Genomic DNA, 15,875 nt, shown 5'->3' with positions numbered 1-15,875 from the left:
CCGTCCCGACCGCCGCCCGGCGTGACGGCGGGGCTCGGCGTGGTGCCGCCGCGCCCGGGCCCCCGCACGGCACGATGGACCGTGGGGGTGGCGCCGGTGGCAGTGGCGACGGACCGCGTCGAGCGCGCGGTGGACGCGTTCATGGCGCATCTGGCCGTCGAGCGGGGGAGCTCGCCGAACACGCTGCGCGCGTACGGCAACGACCTGCGCCGCTACGTCGCGCACCTGCGCGAGCGCGGCGTCGACGACCTCGCCGCCGTGCAGGAGGCGGACGTGTCCGGTTTCGTCGCGGCGCTGCGCAGCGGCCCGGCGCCGCTCGCCGCGTCGTCGGCGGCGCGGGCGCTCGCGGCGGTCCGCGGCCTGCACCGTTTCGCGGCCCGCGACGGGCTGGTCGACGACGACGTCTCCCGCGCGGTCACCCCACCCGCGACGGCCCGCAGGCTCCCGCGCACGCTGACCGTCGACGAGGTGGAACAGCTGCTCGCGGGCTGCATCGGCGACGGCCCGACGGGGCTGCGCGACCGGGCGCTGCTGGAGCTGCTCTACTCGACGGGCGCCCGGATCTCCGAGGCCGTGGGGATCGACGTCGACGACCTCGACGCCGAATCGCGGACCGTGCTGCTGCACGGCAAGGGCGGCAAGCAGCGCGTCGTCCCGGTGGGCCGGCCCGCGCTGGCCGCGGTCGACGCCTGGCTGGTCCGCGGCAGACCCGCGCTGGCCTCCCGCGGCCGCGGCTCGCCCGCCCTGCTGCTCAACGCCCGCGGCGCCCGGCTGTCGCGGCAGAGCGCCTGGCACGTGCTGCGCGGCGCGGCCGAGGTCGCCGGCGTGCGGGCCGAGGTCTCCCCGCACACGCTGCGGCACTGCTTCGCGACGCACCTGCTGTCCGGGGGCGCCGACGTCCGCGTGGTGCAGGAGCTGCTCGGGCACGCCTCCGTCGCGACGACGCAGATCTACACCCACGTCACCGTCGACACGCTGCGCGAGGTCTACGCGACGGCGCATCCGCGGGCCCGGGGTTGACCGCGCCCGCTATCGTGCCTCGATGAGCCGCACCCGCGCGCGCGTCCTGGCGGTCCCGTTGCTCGCCGCGCTGGTCGCGGTGGTCGCGGCGTGCGGCGGTGTGCAGGTGACGGGCGTGGGGTCGGCCCAGGACGGCTCGTCGCAGGGCACGGCGGCGACCGCCACCGCGGCCGACGGGACGCGTCAGGAGACCACGAGCCGGCGCCACGACGTCGCGATCGACCGCGTCGAGATCGACTCCGACTCCGGCGACCTCCAGGTGAAGGCGGGCGCGGACGGCTCGGCCACCGTCGACCAGACCCTGCGCTGGACCGGTGACGCGAAGCCGACGGTCACCGAGAGCGTCGACGGCACCGTCCTGCGCATCACCGCCCGGTGTCCGGGCCGCGGCACGGACCGTTGCGAGGCCGCGTTCGTCGTGACGGTGCCGAAGGCGGCTGCGGCGAAGGCCGAGCTGGGGGCGGGCGAGCTGCGGGTGACCGGGCTCGCGGGCGACCAGGACCTCACGGCGAACGCGGGCGGCGTCACGGCGGACGGCCTCACGGCCGGGCAGGTCGGGGCACGGAGCAGGGCCGGTGCGGTCGAGCTCACGTTCGCCGCGCCACCGCGCAGCGTCGACGCGGAGTCGACGGCGGGCGCGGTCACGGTGCGCGTCCCGGGCGGGCCGTACGCCGTCAGCGCGGACACCACGGCGGGCAGCACCGACGTCGACGTCCCCACCGACGCGTCGGCGCCCTCGCGGATCACGGCGTCGAGCACGGCGGGCGACGTGACGGTCACCGGCGCCTGACCCGCGGTGACGACGGGCGACCCCCTGGCAGTTCGACTCGGCCGGACGGCGTAGCGTTGCCGATCGCCTCGCCCGGCTACGGCGAGCCGCGTTGCCGCACGTCGCACGGGTTCCTACCCTGCGGCCAGGACCACCCCCGGTAGGGGCGCCCACGAGGAGACCGGAGCCCGCATGGACACACCGCGGCCCTTCGAACCCCGACGTGACCCCCACGACGACGAGGACTACGACGCCGACGACACGGTCGGCGTCGACGCGGCCGGAGGCGCGACACCCGCGCCGGGTCGCGTCGGAGGGAGACACCGCTTGAGTGCGCCCGTACCGGAGCCGCTGACCGAGCACGGACCCGCCCGGGTGATCGCGGTCGCCAACCAGAAGGGCGGCGTCGGCAAGACGACGTCGACGATCAACCTCGGCGCCGCGCTGGCCGAGTACGGGCGCCGGGTGCTGCTCGTCGACTTCGACCCGCAGGGCGCGCTGTCGGTCGGGCTGGGTGTGCAGCCGCACCAGCTGGAGACGACGATCTACAACCTCCTCATGGACCGCGGGGTCGAGGCCGACGACGTGATCCTGGAGACGGGCGTCGAGGGCATGGACCTGCTGCCCAGCAACATCGACCTGTCGGCGGCGGAGGTCCAGCTCGTCACCGAGGTCGGCCGCGAGCAGGCACTGGGCCGGGCGCTCAAGCGCGTGCTGGACCGCTACGACATCGTCCTGATCGACTGCCAGCCCTCGCTCGGCCTGCTCACGATCAACGCGTTGGCCTGCGCCGACGCGGTGCTCATCCCGCTGGCCTGCGAGTTCTTCAGCCTGCGCGGCGTCGCGCTGCTGATGGACACGATCGAGAAGGTCACCGACCGGCTGAACCCGGACCTGACACTGCTCGGCGTGCTCGCGACGATGTTCGACCCGCGCACCCTGCACACCCGCGAGGTGCACCAGCGCGTGGTGGAGGCGTTCGGGGACAAGGTGTTCGACGCCGTCATCAACCGCACGATCCGGTTCCCGGAGACGACGGTCGCCGGCGAGCCGATCACGACGTGGGCGCCGACGTCGAACGGTGCCGAGGCCTACCGGCTGCTGGCCCGCGAGGTCCTCGCCCGGTGACGCTGGTCGAGAACGACCCGCTGCCGCCACCCGAGCGGCCCGCCCGGTTCCGGGTGCGTCTCGACAACTTCGAGGGCCCGTTCGACCTGCTGCTGCAGCTGATCGGCAAGCACGAGCTCGACATCACCGAGATGGCCCTGCACCGGGTCACCGACGACTTCATCGCGCACCTCAAGGAGATGGGGGAGAGCAAGGGCGGGGTCGACCTCGACGAGACCACCGAGTTCCTCGTCGTCGCGGCCACGCTGCTCGACCTGAAGGCCGCGCGGCTGCTGCCGGGCGGCGACGTCGAGGACGTCGAGGACCTGGCCCTGCTGGAGGCCCGCGACCTGCTCTTCGCGCGGCTGCTGCAGTACCGGGCGTACAAGCAGGTGGCGGCGATGTTCGTCGAGCTGGAGTCGACCGCGCTGCGCCGCTTCCCGCGGTCGGTCGCGCTGGAGGAACGGTTCTCGGCGCTGCTGCCCGAGGTGCTGCTCGGCGTCGACCCCGACGCGTTCGCCGAGCTCGCCGCGTCGGTGTTCCGGCCGAAGCCGCCGCCGACGGTCGGTGTCGACCACCTGCACGCCCCGCAGGTGTCGGTGCCCGAGCACGCCGCGCTGCTGCGGGAGTGGCTGGCGACCATGGGGACGGCGTCGTTCGCCGAGCTCACCGCCGACTGCGTCGGGCCGCTGGAGGTGGTCGCCCGCTTCCTCGCGGTGCTGGAGCTGTACCGTGAACGCAGCGTGTGGCTGGACCAGCCGGAGGCGTTCGGCGAGCTGACCGTCCGCTGGATCGCCGCCGAGTCCGGCGACGAGGCGGGCCCTCCGCCGGACGCACCGTCAGCCGACCCCGAAGACGAGCCGTGAGCCAGTTCGACCAACGCACCACCGCAGGCGACCCGACCGCCGGCGCCGACGTGCACGGCCGCGACGGGCACGGCCCCATCGAGCACGGGGCCGACCCGGTCGATGCCGCGCGCACGGACACCGGCCCGGTCGAACCGGAACCGGTCGACCTCGACGCGGTCGACCCCGGCGCGCAGACGGCGGCCGGCCCCCAGCCGGACCGTCCCGGCGACCTGCCGGTACTCGAGTCCGACGCGGACCTCGACGCCGCGCTCGAGGCGCTGCTGCTCGTCGTCGACGACCCGACCGAGGCCGACGTGCTGGCCGCCGCGGTCGGCGAGCCCGTCGGCCGCGTCCGGGCGGCACTCGAGCGGCTGTCGGGCGTGTACGCCGCCGCCGGACGGGGGATCGACCTGCGCCATGTCGGGGGTGGTTGGCGGTTCTACACCCGCGACCGGCACGCCCCGTTCGTCGAGCGGCTGCTGCTCGACGGCCAGCGCGCCCGGCTGACCAGGGCCGCCCTGGAGACGCTCGCGATCGTCGCCTACCGTCAGCCCGTCACGCGGGCCCGGGTCGCGGCGGTCCGCGGCGTCAACTGCGACGGGGTGCTGCGTACCCTGCTGACCCGCGGCCTCGTCGAGGAGGCGGGCGTCGACCCGCACACCCAGGGCACGCTGTTCCGCACCACCGAGCTCTTCCTGGAGCGGCTCGGCCTCGGCTCGCTGCACGACCTGCCCCCGCTCGCCCCGCTGCTCCCGGACGTCGACAGCATCGACGCGATCGAGGAGCCGTGAGCCAGCCCGACGTCCACCGGCACCTCCGAGACCCCGAAGACGAGATCAACCAGACGTGAGTGTGATGACTACCCAGAATTCCGACGGTGTCCGCCTGCAGAAGGTGCTCGCCCAGGCGGGCGTCGCGTCCCGGCGGGCCGCCGAGGAGCTGATCGCCGCGGGCCGGGTCAGCGTGGACGGCGAGATCGTGCGCGAGATGGGCCGCCGCGTCGACCCGGACACGGCCGTCGTGCACGTCGACGGGTCGCGGATCGTCCTGCGCGACGATCTCGTGTACCTCGCCCTGAACAAGCCGCGCGGCATGCTCTCGACGATGTCCGACGACCGCGGCCGCGAGTGCGTCGGCGACCTCGTCGCCGACCGCGCCGAGCTGCTCAACCAGGCCGGACGGCTGTTCCACGTCGGCCGCCTCGACGCCGACACCGAGGGCCTGCTGCTGCTGACCAACGACGGTGAGCTCGGTCACCGGCTGATGCACCCGTCGTTCGAGGTGCAGAAGACCTATGTCGCCGAGGTCGCCGGCCAGGTCGCGCGCGACGTCGGGAAGCGGCTGCGGACCGGTGTCGAGCTGGAGGACGGCCCGGTCGTCGTGCACTCGTTCCGCCTGGTCGACTCCTCCGGCGGGCGGTCGATGGTGGAGATCGTCCTGCACGAGGGGCGCAAGCACGTCGTCCGGCGGCTGATGGACGAGGTCGGGTACCCCGTGCTGCGGCTGGTGCGCACCGCCATCGGCGACGTCCGGCTCGGCGACCAGCGGCCCGGCAAGCTGCGCCCGCTGAACCAGGCGGAGGTCGGGGCCCTCTACCGCGCGGTGGGTCTCTGACGGGCGTCCCGGCCACGGGGGCATAGGGTGCCGGACATGGCTGTACGTGCGGTGCGGGGCGCCATCCAGGTCGATTCGGACTCCAGGGACGACATCCTCGAGGGCTCGGCGGAGCTGGTGAAGGCGGTTCTCGACCGCAACGGCCTGGCGTCCGACGACATCATCTCGATCGTCTTCACCGCGACGCCGGACCTCACCGCGGAGTTCCCGGCCTATGCCGCCCGGCTGCTCGGGCTGACCGACGTCCCGCTGATGTGCGCGACGGAGATCGCCGTGCCGGGGGCGATGCCGCGGGTGCTGCGGCTGCTGGCACACGTCGAGACCCCGCGCTCACGTGCGGACCTGCGGCACGTCTACCTGCGCGGCGCGGCCGCGCTGCGCACGGACCTGCCGCAGTAGCAGGTCCCGCAGCAGGAGGTCCCCCGGGCGGTCGCGTCCGGCGCACTCGTCCCCGGGGGTGATGCGGGGGCAGGGGCGAAGCGGGCGCACGGCACAATGGTCGGCGGCCCGCGACAGCCGCCGGGCCCGGCCGGTCGAGCGGCGGGTGGGACCGTGCCCCGGTGGGCAGGTCCGGGGAGGAGTCGGTGCGGTGACCGGTCCGGGCACGCTGCGCGGCGTCGTGGCGATGGACGGCCCGTCGGGCACCGGCAAGTCGACGGTGTCGCGCAGGCTGGCGGCGGCGTGCGGCGCGGCCTATCTCGACACGGGCGCGACCTACCGCGCCGCGACGTTGGCGGTCCTGCGCGCAGGGCTCGACGAGTCCGCCCCGGCGGCAGAGCTCGTCGCCGCGGCCACCGCGGCCCGGATCGAGTCGGGCACCGACCCTGCCGGCCCCACGATCCGGCTCGACGGCGACGACGTGGCGGCCGAGATCCGCGGCCCCGCCGTGACGGGCCTGGTGAGCGCGGTGTCGGCGTTGTCGGAGGTCCGGACGCAGCTCGTCAAGGAGCAGCAGGCGGTCATCGCCGCGGCGCTGACGGAGCCGGGCGGGATTGTCGTCGAGGGACGTGACATCGGCACCGTCGTCGCCCCCGACGCCCCGCTCAAGGTCTACCTGACGGCGTCCGACGAGGTCCGGGCGGCGCGCCGCGGGCGCCAGGACGCCCGCGCCGGCCGCGGGGTGGACTCCGCCGTCACGCTCGCCGACGTGCGCCGCCGCGACCGGCTGGACTCGACGCGCGCGGTGTCGCCGCTGCACCGGGCGCCGGACGCGCTGCTCGTCGACACCGACGAGCTGTCCGTCGAGGCCGTGCTCGAGGAACTGCTCCGGCTGGTGTCGGAGCGCGGACTGCTGACGTGAGCGCGTCCGCCCCCGCCCGGCGTGCACCGGATCTCCCCGCGGGCGCGTGGCCGCGCCTGACCGACGTCGCCCGCTGGATCGGCACCTGGTGTTTCCGGCCCGCGTTCCGGGTGCACGTGCACCATCGTGAGCGGGTCCCGGCCACCGGGCCGGTCGTGCTCGTCGCGAACCACAGCTCGATGCTCGACGGTCCGCTGCTGTTCGGACTACTCGGGCGCCGTGCGGTGTTCCTGGTGAAGCAGGAGATGTTCCGCGGCCCGCTCGGCGCGGTCCTGCCGCGGATCGGTCAGCTGGCCGTACGCCGCGGCGAGGCCGACCGGCGGTCGTTGACGGCGGCACTGGGCGTGCTGCGCGGCGGGGGGATGATCGGGGTGTTCCCCGAGGGCACCCGCGGCAGCGGCGAGGTGGCCGCCGCCCAGCAGGGCGCGGCGTGGCTGGCGCGGTCGGCGGGCGCGGTGGTGCTGCCGGTCGTGTGCCGGGGCACCTACCGCCCGCCGGGTGCCGCCCGACGGTGGCGGCCGCGGGTGGACCTGTTGGTCGGTGAGCCGATGGCGCCACCGGCCGGAAAGGGCCGCGCCGAGCTGGCGGCGGCCACCGAGACGATCCGGGCCTCGCTCGCCGCGCTGGTGGCGGAGCTCGACGAGGTACGGAGCACCACGTGAACGAGACAGGGACCGACCGGGGCGACCGCGCCGCGATGGCTGCGCTGGGCATCGACCCCGACGACTTCGTCGCCGCCGACGACGAGCAGTGGGCCGACGCCGGGACCGACGAACCGGGCGGAGCGGCGCCGACGCCGACGCTCGCCGTCGTCGGGCGACCGAACGTCGGCAAGTCGACGCTGGTCAACAGGCTGATCGGGCGGCGCGAGGCGGTCGTGCAGGACGTCCCCGGGGTGACCCGCGACCGCATCTCCTACGACGCGCTGTGGAACGGCCGCCGGTTCACCCTCGTCGACACCGGCGGCTGGGAACCCGACGCCACCGGCCTGCAGGGCGCGGTGGCCGCGCAGGCCGAGCTCGCGATGCGCACGGCCGACGCGGTGATGCTCGTCGTCGACGCGTCCGTCGGCGCGACGGCCACCGACGAGGCCGTCGCGCGTGTGCTGCGCCGCTCCGACCGGCCGGTCATCCTCGTCGCGACGAAGGTCGACGACGACCGGCTGACCTCCGACACCGCCGCGCTGTGGCGGCTCGGGCTGGGGGAGCCGCACCCGGTCTCGGGCCTGCACGGGCGCGGCTCGGGCGACCTGCTCGACGCGGTCCTCGACCTGCTGCCCGAGACCCCGCGCGACGACGTCGGCGCCGGCTCCGGCGGTCCGCGGCGGGTGGCGCTCGTCGGCAAGCCGAACGTCGGCAAGTCGAGCCTGCTCAACAAGGTGTCGGGCGAGCTGCGCTCGGTGGTGCACGACGTCGCCGGCACGACCGTCGACCCCGTCGACTCCCTGGTCGAGCTCGACGGCGAGATCTGGCGCTTCGTCGACACCGCCGGACTGCGCAAGCGAGTCCGGACGGCCAGCGGCACGGAGTTCTACGCGAGCCTGCGCACGCAGTCGGCGATCGAGGCGGCCGAGGTGGCGGTCGTGCTGATCGACGCGAGCGAGCCGATCGCCGAGCAGGACCAGCGCGTCATCGGCATGGTCGAGGAGGCCGGCCGGGCGCTCGTGCTGGTGTTCAACAAGTGGGACCTCGTCGACGAGGACCGGCGGCTGGCCATGAAGCGCGAGCTCGAGCGCGACCTCGTGCGGGTGCGCTGGGCCGAGCGGGTCAACGTGTCGGCGCTGACCGGGCGGTCCGTCGCCAAGATCGCGCCGGCGCTGCGGACGGCGCTCGCGTCGTGGGACCAGCGGATCCCCACGGGCCGGCTCAACGGCTGGCTGGCCGACGTCATCGCCGCGACGCCGCCGCCGGTGCGTGGCGGAAAGCAGCCCAAGGTCCTGTTCGCGACCCAGGCCCAGACCCGGCCGCCGACGTTCGTGCTGTTCACGACGGGCTTCCTGGAGGCGGGCTACCGGCGCTTCCTGGAGCGCAGGCTGCGCGAGGAGTTCGGGTTCACCGGCTCGCCGGTGCGGCTGTCGGTGCGCGTGCGGGAGAAGCGGCAGAACCGCCGCTCGCGCTGAGCGTGCCGCTCAGCCGAGCCGGTCGGCCAGCCGTTGCAGCAGGTCCCGGACGGTGGCGGCCTCCTCGCCCAGCGCGGCGACGACCTCGCGCTCGGTGTCGGCGACCGGGCCGGCCAGCCGCCCGTGGAGGGCGCGGCCGGCGTCGGTCAGCAGGACGAGCACGCGGCGCCGGTCGGCCTCGTCGACGCGCCGGTGCACGAGCGCGGCGTCGACGAGCCGGTCGACGATCTTCGTCAGCGTCGGCGCGGGCACGCCGACGTGCGCGGCGATCACGTTCATCGGATGACCCGCGCCGTCGGCGAGCAGGTCGAGCGCCCGCCACTGGTCGACGGTCACCGCGCCCGCGAGTGCCGCCTCGATCCGTGCCGTCACCGCCCGGTCGAGGCGGTGCAGGAGCCGGCCGAGCGCGAGGGCGTGGTGGGCATCGCGAGCCGCCACGACGTGCTCCCTCCGGTTTCCTGCGCGTTCGGGTCGATCGCCGCGACAGCGCTGTCAGTGTGAACAGTACACGTCGCAACTGTGTCGGGCGAAAGTATCCCTCGCGCCCGGCGATGCCCGCCGCCGCGCTCTGGTGTCCCGGCGTCCGGCACGGAACGCTGGGGGTGCACGCCGCGAACGCGGGCGCACGGGGGAGGTGGTCGGGTGGTGTCGCTGGTCCGCCGGCGTCCGCCGCTCGACGTGGCTCTCGTCGTGCCGCGCAGTGGGCCCGCGGGCATCTTCGGGCCGTCCTGCGAGGCGTGCGGGACGCTGGCCGCCGACGAGCTGAACGACGCCGGCGGAGTGCTCGGGCGCGAGGTGCGGCTGCGCCTCGTCGACGGCGGGCAACGACCGTCGCTGGTGGCCGCGCAGGTCGGGGCCCTGCTCGACGCCGGCGACGTCCAGGCCGTGACGGGCTGGCACATCTCGGCCGTCCGTCAGGAGGTCGCGCCTGTCGTCGCGGGGCGCGCGCCGTACGTCTACACGCCGCTCTACGAGGGCGGGGAGCGCACGCCCGGGCTCTTCCTCACGGGCGAGACGCCCGACCGGCAGGTCCTGCCCGCCCTGCACTGGCTGGTGCGGGAGCTCGGCGTGCGCCGCTGGTGCATCGTCGGCGACGACTACGTGTGGCCGCGGGCGTCGGCCCGGACGACGCGCGCGTACGTGCGCTCGGCACCCGACGTCGAGATCGTCGACGAGATGTACGTGCCGCTCGGGACCGAGGACTTCGCGCCCGTGCTCGACCGCGTCGACCGCAGCGGCGCGACCGGCGTACTGATGTTCCTGGTCGGGGCCGACGCCGTCCGGTTCAACCGGGCCTTCGCGGCCACCGGGCTCGACGCGCACTGCGTGCGGCTCTCCCCGTTGATGGAGGAGAACATGCTGCTCGGCACGGGCCCCGAGGGCACCGCGGGCCTGTACGCCGCCGCCGGGTTCTTCGAGGCGCTGCCGAGCGCGGCCGGGCTCGACTTCTCGCGCCGCTACGCGGCGCGGTTCGGCGTCGCGGCGCCCATGCTGAACGCGCCGGGGGAGTCCTGCTACGAGGGGCTCGTCCTGCTTGCCCGGCTCGCGGCGGCGGCGGGCGAGCTGTCGACGCCCGCGCTCGAGGCAGCCGGTCGCTCGCTGGTGTACGAGAGTCCGCGGGGGGTGGTGGCGCTGGCGGACAACCATCTGCTGCAGAGTGTCCACCTCGCTCGGGCCGACGGCCTCGATTTCGACGTTCTCGCCCGGCTGGCCGACGCACCGGCTTGACCGACAGTTGCTGTTGGAATAGTTTCTCAGGACATTATTCTGAGGAGCCGGCCTTCGGGGAGGTCCCGTGCCCACCTACTCCTACCGCTGCCCGGTGTGCGGCCCGTTCGACCTGGTCCGGTCGATGGCCGAGGTCACCGCCGCCGAACCCTGCCCGGACTGCGGCCGCGACGGCGGCCGGATCTGGGGAGCCCCGGCGTTGCGCGGCATGGACTCCGGGCTGCGACGGGCCCTCGACGACGGGGAGCGCAGTGCCGACCGGCCCGACGTGGTCAGCGCGGTGCCCGGCCGCTCCCGGCGGGCGACCCCCGTCACCCGCGACCCCCGGCACGCCATGCTGCCGCGGCCCTGAGCGGTGCGGTTTCGCCGCACCGTGTCCTGCACGACCCTCCCGCTCGTCCAGAACAGCCCGTCCGAGATCGAGTGAGGTGTGCTCATGCCCGATGTGGTGTTCACCGTCGACCAGGCACGATCCATGCGCGACCAGGCCGTACCCGGCCACAACCGCTGGCATCCCGACATCCCGCCCGCCGTCACCGTCCGGCCCGGCTCCTCGATCCGCGTCGAGTGCCGCGAATGGACCGACGGCCAGATCGGCAACAACGACTCCGCCAACGACGTCCGCGACGTCGACCTGTCCGGCGCGCACATGCTCTCCGGGCCGATCGCGATCGAGGGCGCCGAACCCGGCGACCTGCTCGTCGTCGACATCCTCGACCTCGGCCCGGTCCCCCAGGAGATCGGCGACGCCCCCGGCCAGGGCTGGGGCTACACCGGCATCTTCTCCAAGGCCAACGGCGGCGGGTTCCTCACCGACCACTTCCCCGACGCCTACAAGGCCATCTGGGACTTCTCCGGCCAGGCCGCCACCTCCCGCCACATCCCCGGGGTGAAGTTCACCGGCATCACCCACCCCGGCCTGTTCGGCACCGCCCCCTCACCGGAGCTGCTGGCCCGCTGGAACGCCCGCGAACGCGCCCTGATCGCCACCGACCCCGACCGCGTCCCCCCGCTCGCGCTGCCGCCACTGGAGGAATCCGTCCTCGGCGGCACCGCCACCGGCGACGCGCTCGCCGCGATCGGCCGCGACGGCGCCCGCACCGTCCCGCCCCGGGAGAACGGCGGCAACCACGACATCAAGAACTTCACCCGCGGCAGCCGGGTGTTCTACCCCGTGCACGTGCCCGGCGCCCTGTTCTCCGGCGGTGACCTGCACTTCTCCCAGGGCGACGGGGAGATCACCTTCTGCGGCGCGATCGAGATGGGCGGCTTCATCGACTTCCACGTCGACCTGATCAAGGGCGGGATGGCGACCTACGGGGTCACGACCAACCCGATCCTGATGCCGGGCAACGTCGAGCCCCGCTACTCGGAGTTCCTCACCTTCATCGGGATCAGCGTCGACCACGGCAGCGACACCAACCACTACAACGACGCCACCCTGGCCTACGAGAACGCCTGCATGAACGCGATCCGCTACCTGGAGAAGTTCGGCTACAGCGGCCCCCAGGCCTACCTGCTGCTCGGCGCCGCCCCGATCGAGGGCCGCGTCTCCGGCGTGGTCGACATCCCCAACGCCTGCTGCTCGCTCTACCTGCCCACCGCGATCTTCGACCACGACATCCGCCCGTCCGCGTCCGGACCGGTCCGGGCCGACCGCGGCTCCTGCGCGGTCTCGTCATGACCGCCGACCGCGGACCCGACGCGCCGTACGAGATCTTCGAGATCCCCGACTTCACGCTCGTCTGCGGCCAGACGCTGCGGCCCGCCCGCATCGCCTACCGCACCTACGGCACGCTCAACGCCGACAAGAGCAACGCCGTCGTCTACCCGACGTGGTACTCGGGGCGGCACTGGGACAACGAGTGGCTCATCGGCAACGGCGCCGACGGCATGGCGCTGGACCCGTCGAAGTGGTTCATCATCGTGCCGAACATGCTCGGCAACGGGCTGTCGTCCTCGCCGTCGAACACGCCACCGCCCTTCGACCGGGCGCGGTTCCCGCGGATCACCGTGCGCGACAACGTCGAGTCGCAGTACCGCCTCGTCACCGAGAAGTTCGGCATCGAGAAGGTGGCGCTCGTCCTCGGCTGGTCGATGGGCGCGGGCCAGACCTACCAGTGGGCCGTGGAGCACCCGGAGATGGTGCAGCGCATGCTGCCGTTCTGCGGCTCGCCGCGCACCGCCCCGCACAACAAGGTCTTCCTCGACTCGCTGCGCGCCGCGATGACAGCCTCGGTCGGCTTCGACGGCGGCTGGTACCCGCCGGACCGCTGGCCCGTGGGCGGGCTGCGCGCCTTCGCCCGGATCTACGCCGGCTGGGGGTTCTCCCAGGCCTTCTACTGGGACGAGGTGTGGCGCGAGCTGGGCCACACCTCGCTGGAGGACTTCGTCGTCGGCTTCTGGGAGGGCTTCTTCCTCGACGGCCGCGACCCCAACAACCTCCTGACGATGCTCGACACCTGGTGGAGCGGCGACGTCGGCCTGACGCCGGGGTTCGCCTCGACCGAGGAGGCGCTGGCCTCGATCAAGGCCCGCGCGATCGTCATGCCCGCGGAGAAGGACCTCTACTTCCCGCCGGAGGACGAGGCGTGGGCGGTGTCGCAGATGACCGGCTGCACCGTGGAGCACCGCGTCATCCCGGGCGTGTGGGGGCACTTCGCCGGCGGCGGAGCGAACCCGGTCGACACGAAGTTCATCGACCGCGCCGTCGCCGAGCTCCTGGCAGCGGACCCGGGCATCTGAGTCGCTCGTCGGCGCGCGGGTTCTGCGGTCGTCGCGACGTCCGCAGCCCGCGCGACGGCCCGGACCAGCGCGTCCTGACCGGGAAGTCCGCGCGGTGGCGTCGGGGACCCGGGGCGGTGGCGGGGGCCGGAAGGCCTGTGCGCTAAGCTCATCGAGCCCTCAACGGGGCGGCTCGGGACGTGGCGCAGCTTGGTAGCGCACTTGACTGGGGGTCAAGGGGTCGCAGGTTCAAATCCTGTCGTCCCGACGGGTCGCAAAGGCCGGTGTCCATCCGTGGATGCCGGCCTTTTGTCATTCCGACCTGCGCGGGCGCCCAGCAGTGGTGCTCCTGCCGGGGTCCGCGGCGCATCCACCGCAACGCCGGTCTCAGGGCCGCGCCACCGCGACCAACGCGGGGGCGGGAAAGGTGACGCGCCCGGACGCGTCGGCGAACTCGCGCAGGCGGACACGTGCGTGCGCACTGAGCTCGGCGAACTGGTCGTCGTCGATCATGTCCCGCAAGGTCCAGGCGTGGACGTCGGTGGCGACCCACGCATCGATGGACGGGAACTGCGCCCGACCCTCGAGCCGACGCACGGCGACGTGCTCGAAGCCGGTCGACATGATGTCGTGCAGGGCCGCAGGCGTTCCGATGCCGAACGGCGCGGCGAGCGCTCGGGCGATCTCCGTGCCGAACAGGTCGTCGACCAACTGGACCATCGCCGCGTACCCGGAGGTCTCCGAGAGCCCGGCCCAGGTCACGACGCAGACGCTGCCGCCGGAACGGGCCACCCGCGCCATCTCGCCGACGGCGGCCTGCCGGTCGGAGAAGAACATCAGCCCGAACCGGCAGCACACCCGGTCGACGCCGTCGTCGGGCAACGGCAGTGACTCGGCGCGGCCCGGGACCCACGAGACCCCGGGCTCCGCACGCGACGCGACCGAGAGCATGCCCTCGTTCATGTCGACGCCGCAGACGGACCCGGTCGGGCCGACGCGCCGCTTCGCCGCACGGGCCAGCACGCCCGTCCCGCAGGCGAGGTCGAGGACGTCGTCGCCGTCGGCGACCTCGGCGAGGTCGAGGACCTGGCTCGGCCACTGGTCGAACAGCGCCGGCACGAAGAACCGCTCGTAGAGCTCCGCCGCCTCGGCCGACACCTGACCTGTCATCGCCCTGCTCATGGCCTCAGCGTCGGGCATCGTGGCCGGCCGCCGAAGGCCTGAAATCGAACTCGACACGCCTCCCGGCCCCGCGCACCATTGGTCGGTGCGCACGTACGGCCAGTACTGCCCACTGGCGCGGGCATCGGAGATCCTGGCGTCACGCTGGACACCGCTGGTGATCCGCAACCTCATGTTCGGAGCGGACACGTTCTCCGCCATCGCCTCCGGCGTCCCGCAGATGTCGCGGTCGATGCTGGTGACGCGCCTGGACGAGCTGGAACGCGCCGGGGTGATCAGCGCCGTCCCGAAACCCCGCGGTCGAGGTCGTCGCTACCTGCTCACGGAAGCCGGTCGAGACCTCGCCACCGTCGTCACGGCGTTGTCGGAATGGGGGGAGCGTTGGGTCGAGATCGGCCCCGCGCACACCGACCCCGGGTTCGCGCTCTGGGCCTGGTGCCGGGTGCAGCTCGACCGCGCCGCGCTGCCCACCGGGCGCGTCGTCGTCGCGTTCGTCTTCCGCGATCAGCCACGCGGCAACCAACACTTCTGGCTGCTCGTCGAGAACCACTCCGCCGAGGTCTGCTACACCGACCCCGGCGGCGAGCCGGCCCTGTTCGTCGATGCGGAGTCCGCAGCGTTCGTCGACTGGCACCGCGGCCGGCTGTCGTGGGACCAGGCACGTCGTTCGGGGCGGATCGAGGTCCACGGCGACCGCAGGATCGCCGCGCAGCTGCCCACCTGGAACCGCTACGAGCCGGAGGTCATGACCCACACTCAGCCCACGACCGGCAGGCGGTGCGGGTCCTCCACGGAAGGCGCCTCGCACCCGCCGCCGGGTGTGCGCTCACGGCGTCCTCGTGTAGCGCAGGTACACGGTGCCGCACGCGAAGACCCGCTGCTCGACCAGCTGTAGCCGCAGGTCGGCGCCGAGCGGGAAGTACGGTGTGCCGCCGCCGGTGACGACGGGCAGCACCCGCACGCGGAACTCGTCGATCAGCTCCAGCATCGACCCGGCCAGCCCGGCGCCGCCGATCCCCAGGTCGCCGTCGGTCTCCTTCTTGAGCCGCACCACCTCGTCGACGGCGTCGGCGCGGCGCACCAGCCGGCACCCGGGCGCGACCGACTGCAGCGTGTCCGAGAAGACGATCCGCGGCGTCGCGGCGTACAGGCGGGCGAACTCGGCCTCCACCTCGCCGCCGTCGGCCCGCTCCGGCGCCGTCCAGAACTCCTCCATGACGTCGTAGAGGCCGCGCCCGAACAGGAACGCGGCCGTCTCGCGGGTCTGCTCGTTGGCGAACCGGTGCACCTCCTCGGTCGGGTTGGTGAACGCGATGCTGCCGTTCGGGTCCTCGACGTAGCCGTCGAGGGAGACGCTCATCGTGTAGCTGAGGGTGCCCATGGCGAGGTAGACCGTCCGGCCCGGCCGAACTCATCTGCTCCGTCGTCTCTGTCCTGTCGTCTCTGTCCCGTCGTCGGTGCACC

18 protein-coding genes and 1 tRNA gene are annotated in these 15,875 nt (G+C 73.7%); 16 read left to right on the top strand and 3 right to left on the bottom strand.

All coding sequences use genetic code 11. The annotated features are described in order from the left end of the window. Positions 1–96 precede the first annotated feature (96 nt). From xerD to der, 10 genes are all read left to right on the top strand, one after another. The gene (xerD, locus tag PSED_RS19160; protein WP_013675900.1) at positions 97–1,020 is read left to right on the top strand and encodes a site-specific tyrosine recombinase XerD; all 924 of its coding nucleotides are present in this window, start codon (positions 97–99) and stop codon (positions 1,018–1,020) included. 22 nt (positions 1,021–1,042) lie between these two features. Further along, complete coding sequence (locus PSED_RS19155) at positions 1,043–1,810, top strand: DUF4097 family beta strand repeat-containing protein (protein WP_013675899.1); 768 nt, start codon at positions 1,043–1,045, stop codon at positions 1,808–1,810. A gap of 171 nt (positions 1,811–1,981) precedes the next feature. Beyond that, complete coding sequence (locus tag PSED_RS19150; protein WP_013675898.1) at positions 1,982–2,917, top strand: ParA family protein; 936 nt, start codon at positions 1,982–1,984, stop codon at positions 2,915–2,917. Further along, on the top strand, positions 2,914–3,762 hold the full coding sequence (locus tag PSED_RS19145; protein ID WP_013675897.1) for a segregation and condensation protein A: 849 nt from the start codon (positions 2,914–2,916) through the stop codon (positions 3,760–3,762). Before PSED_RS19150 ends, PSED_RS19145 begins: the two co-directional genes overlap by 4 nt. Then, positions 3,759–4,535, top strand: a complete 777-nt coding sequence (gene scpB, locus PSED_RS19140; protein WP_013675896.1) for an SMC-Scp complex subunit ScpB — start codon at positions 3,759–3,761, stop codon at positions 4,533–4,535. Before PSED_RS19145 ends, scpB begins: the two co-directional genes overlap by 4 nt. Positions 4,536–4,599: 64 nt before the next feature. After that, positions 4,600–5,358 (top strand): pseudouridine synthase, encoded by a 759-nt coding sequence (locus PSED_RS19135; protein WP_013675895.1) that lies wholly within the window; start codon positions 4,600–4,602, stop codon positions 5,356–5,358. A 36-nt stretch (positions 5,359–5,394) separates the two neighbouring features. Beyond that, on the top strand, positions 5,395–5,757 hold the full coding sequence (gene aroH, locus PSED_RS19130; RefSeq protein ID WP_013675894.1) for a chorismate mutase: 363 nt from the start codon (positions 5,395–5,397) through the stop codon (positions 5,755–5,757). 190 nt (positions 5,758–5,947) lie between these two features. Further along, positions 5,948–6,658, top strand: coding sequence for a (d)CMP kinase (gene cmk / locus PSED_RS19125; RefSeq protein WP_013675893.1), 711 nt, complete (start codon positions 5,948–5,950; stop codon positions 6,656–6,658). Further along, positions 6,655–7,320 carry a lysophospholipid acyltransferase family protein gene (locus PSED_RS19120; protein WP_013675892.1) on the top strand — a complete coding sequence of 222 codons (666 nt, stop codon included), beginning with the start codon at positions 6,655–6,657 and terminating at the stop codon, positions 7,318–7,320. The genes cmk and PSED_RS19120 overlap by 4 nt, the downstream gene beginning before the upstream one ends. Positions 7,321–7,355: 35 nt before the next feature. Further along, entirely contained in the window at positions 7,356–8,777 is a 1,422-nt protein-coding gene (gene der, locus PSED_RS19115) for a ribosome biogenesis GTPase Der (RefSeq protein ID WP_041761661.1), read from the top strand. Between the two features lie 9 nt (positions 8,778–8,786). Here der and PSED_RS19110 read toward each other — a convergent pair whose 3' ends face one another. Continuing rightward, positions 8,787–9,215, bottom strand: a complete 429-nt coding sequence (locus PSED_RS19110; RefSeq protein ID WP_013675890.1) for a MarR family winged helix-turn-helix transcriptional regulator — start codon at positions 9,213–9,215, stop codon at positions 8,787–8,789. A gap of 204 nt (positions 9,216–9,419) precedes the next feature. Between PSED_RS19110 and PSED_RS19105 the strand changes: the two genes are divergently transcribed. The 5 genes from PSED_RS19105 (at position 9,420) to PSED_RS19085 (ending at position 13,497) form a co-directional block, all read left to right on the top strand. Next, the gene (locus PSED_RS19105) at positions 9,420–10,505 is read left to right on the top strand and encodes a substrate-binding domain-containing protein (protein WP_013675889.1); all 1,086 of its coding nucleotides are present in this window, start codon (positions 9,420–9,422) and stop codon (positions 10,503–10,505) included. Positions 10,506–10,572: 67 nt separating this feature from the next. Further along, positions 10,573–10,857 (top strand): FmdB family zinc ribbon protein, encoded by a 285-nt coding sequence (locus PSED_RS19100; protein WP_013675888.1) that lies wholly within the window; start codon positions 10,573–10,575, stop codon positions 10,855–10,857. A gap of 84 nt (positions 10,858–10,941) precedes the next feature. Continuing rightward, the gene (gene fmdA, locus PSED_RS19095) at positions 10,942–12,189 is read left to right on the top strand and encodes a formamidase (RefSeq protein ID WP_013675887.1); all 1,248 of its coding nucleotides are present in this window, start codon (positions 10,942–10,944) and stop codon (positions 12,187–12,189) included. Continuing rightward, a complete protein-coding gene (locus PSED_RS19090) occupies positions 12,186–13,250 on the top strand; it encodes an alpha/beta fold hydrolase (protein WP_013675886.1) in 1,065 nt (354 codons plus the stop codon). The genes fmdA and PSED_RS19090 overlap by 4 nt, the downstream gene beginning before the upstream one ends. Before the next feature lie 173 nt (positions 13,251–13,423). Continuing rightward, positions 13,424–13,497: transfer RNA gene (locus PSED_RS19085), tRNA-Pro, on the top strand. A gap of 119 nt (positions 13,498–13,616) precedes the next feature. On the opposite strand, the gene PSED_RS19080 is transcribed toward PSED_RS19085, so the two are convergent. Further along, positions 13,617–14,411 carry a class I SAM-dependent methyltransferase gene (locus PSED_RS19080; RefSeq protein ID WP_202946297.1) on the bottom strand — a complete coding sequence of 265 codons (795 nt, stop codon included), beginning with the start codon at positions 14,409–14,411 and terminating at the stop codon, positions 13,617–13,619. Positions 14,412–14,496: 85 nt separating this feature from the next. Here PSED_RS19080 and PSED_RS19075 point away from each other — a divergent pair, with 85 nt between their 5' ends. Beyond that, positions 14,497–15,306, top strand: a complete 810-nt coding sequence (locus tag PSED_RS19075; RefSeq protein ID WP_013675884.1) for a winged helix-turn-helix transcriptional regulator — start codon at positions 14,497–14,499, stop codon at positions 15,304–15,306. Here PSED_RS19075 and PSED_RS19070 read toward each other — a convergent pair. Next, positions 15,238–15,792, bottom strand: coding sequence for a dihydrofolate reductase family protein (locus PSED_RS19070; protein ID WP_013675883.1), 555 nt, complete (start codon positions 15,790–15,792; stop codon positions 15,238–15,240). The two genes, PSED_RS19075 and PSED_RS19070, sit on opposite strands and share 69 nt — an antisense overlap. Positions 15,793–15,875: the final 83 nt, after the last annotated feature.

The organism is Pseudonocardia benzenivorans CB1190 (assembly GCF_000196675.2).
Taxonomy (GTDB): Bacteria; Actinomycetota; Actinomycetes; order Mycobacteriales; family Pseudonocardiaceae; genus Pseudonocardia; species Pseudonocardia benzenivorans.
The sequence above is the reverse complement of the archived record's forward strand: the minus strand, read 5'-3'. Positions and strand labels throughout refer to the sequence as shown.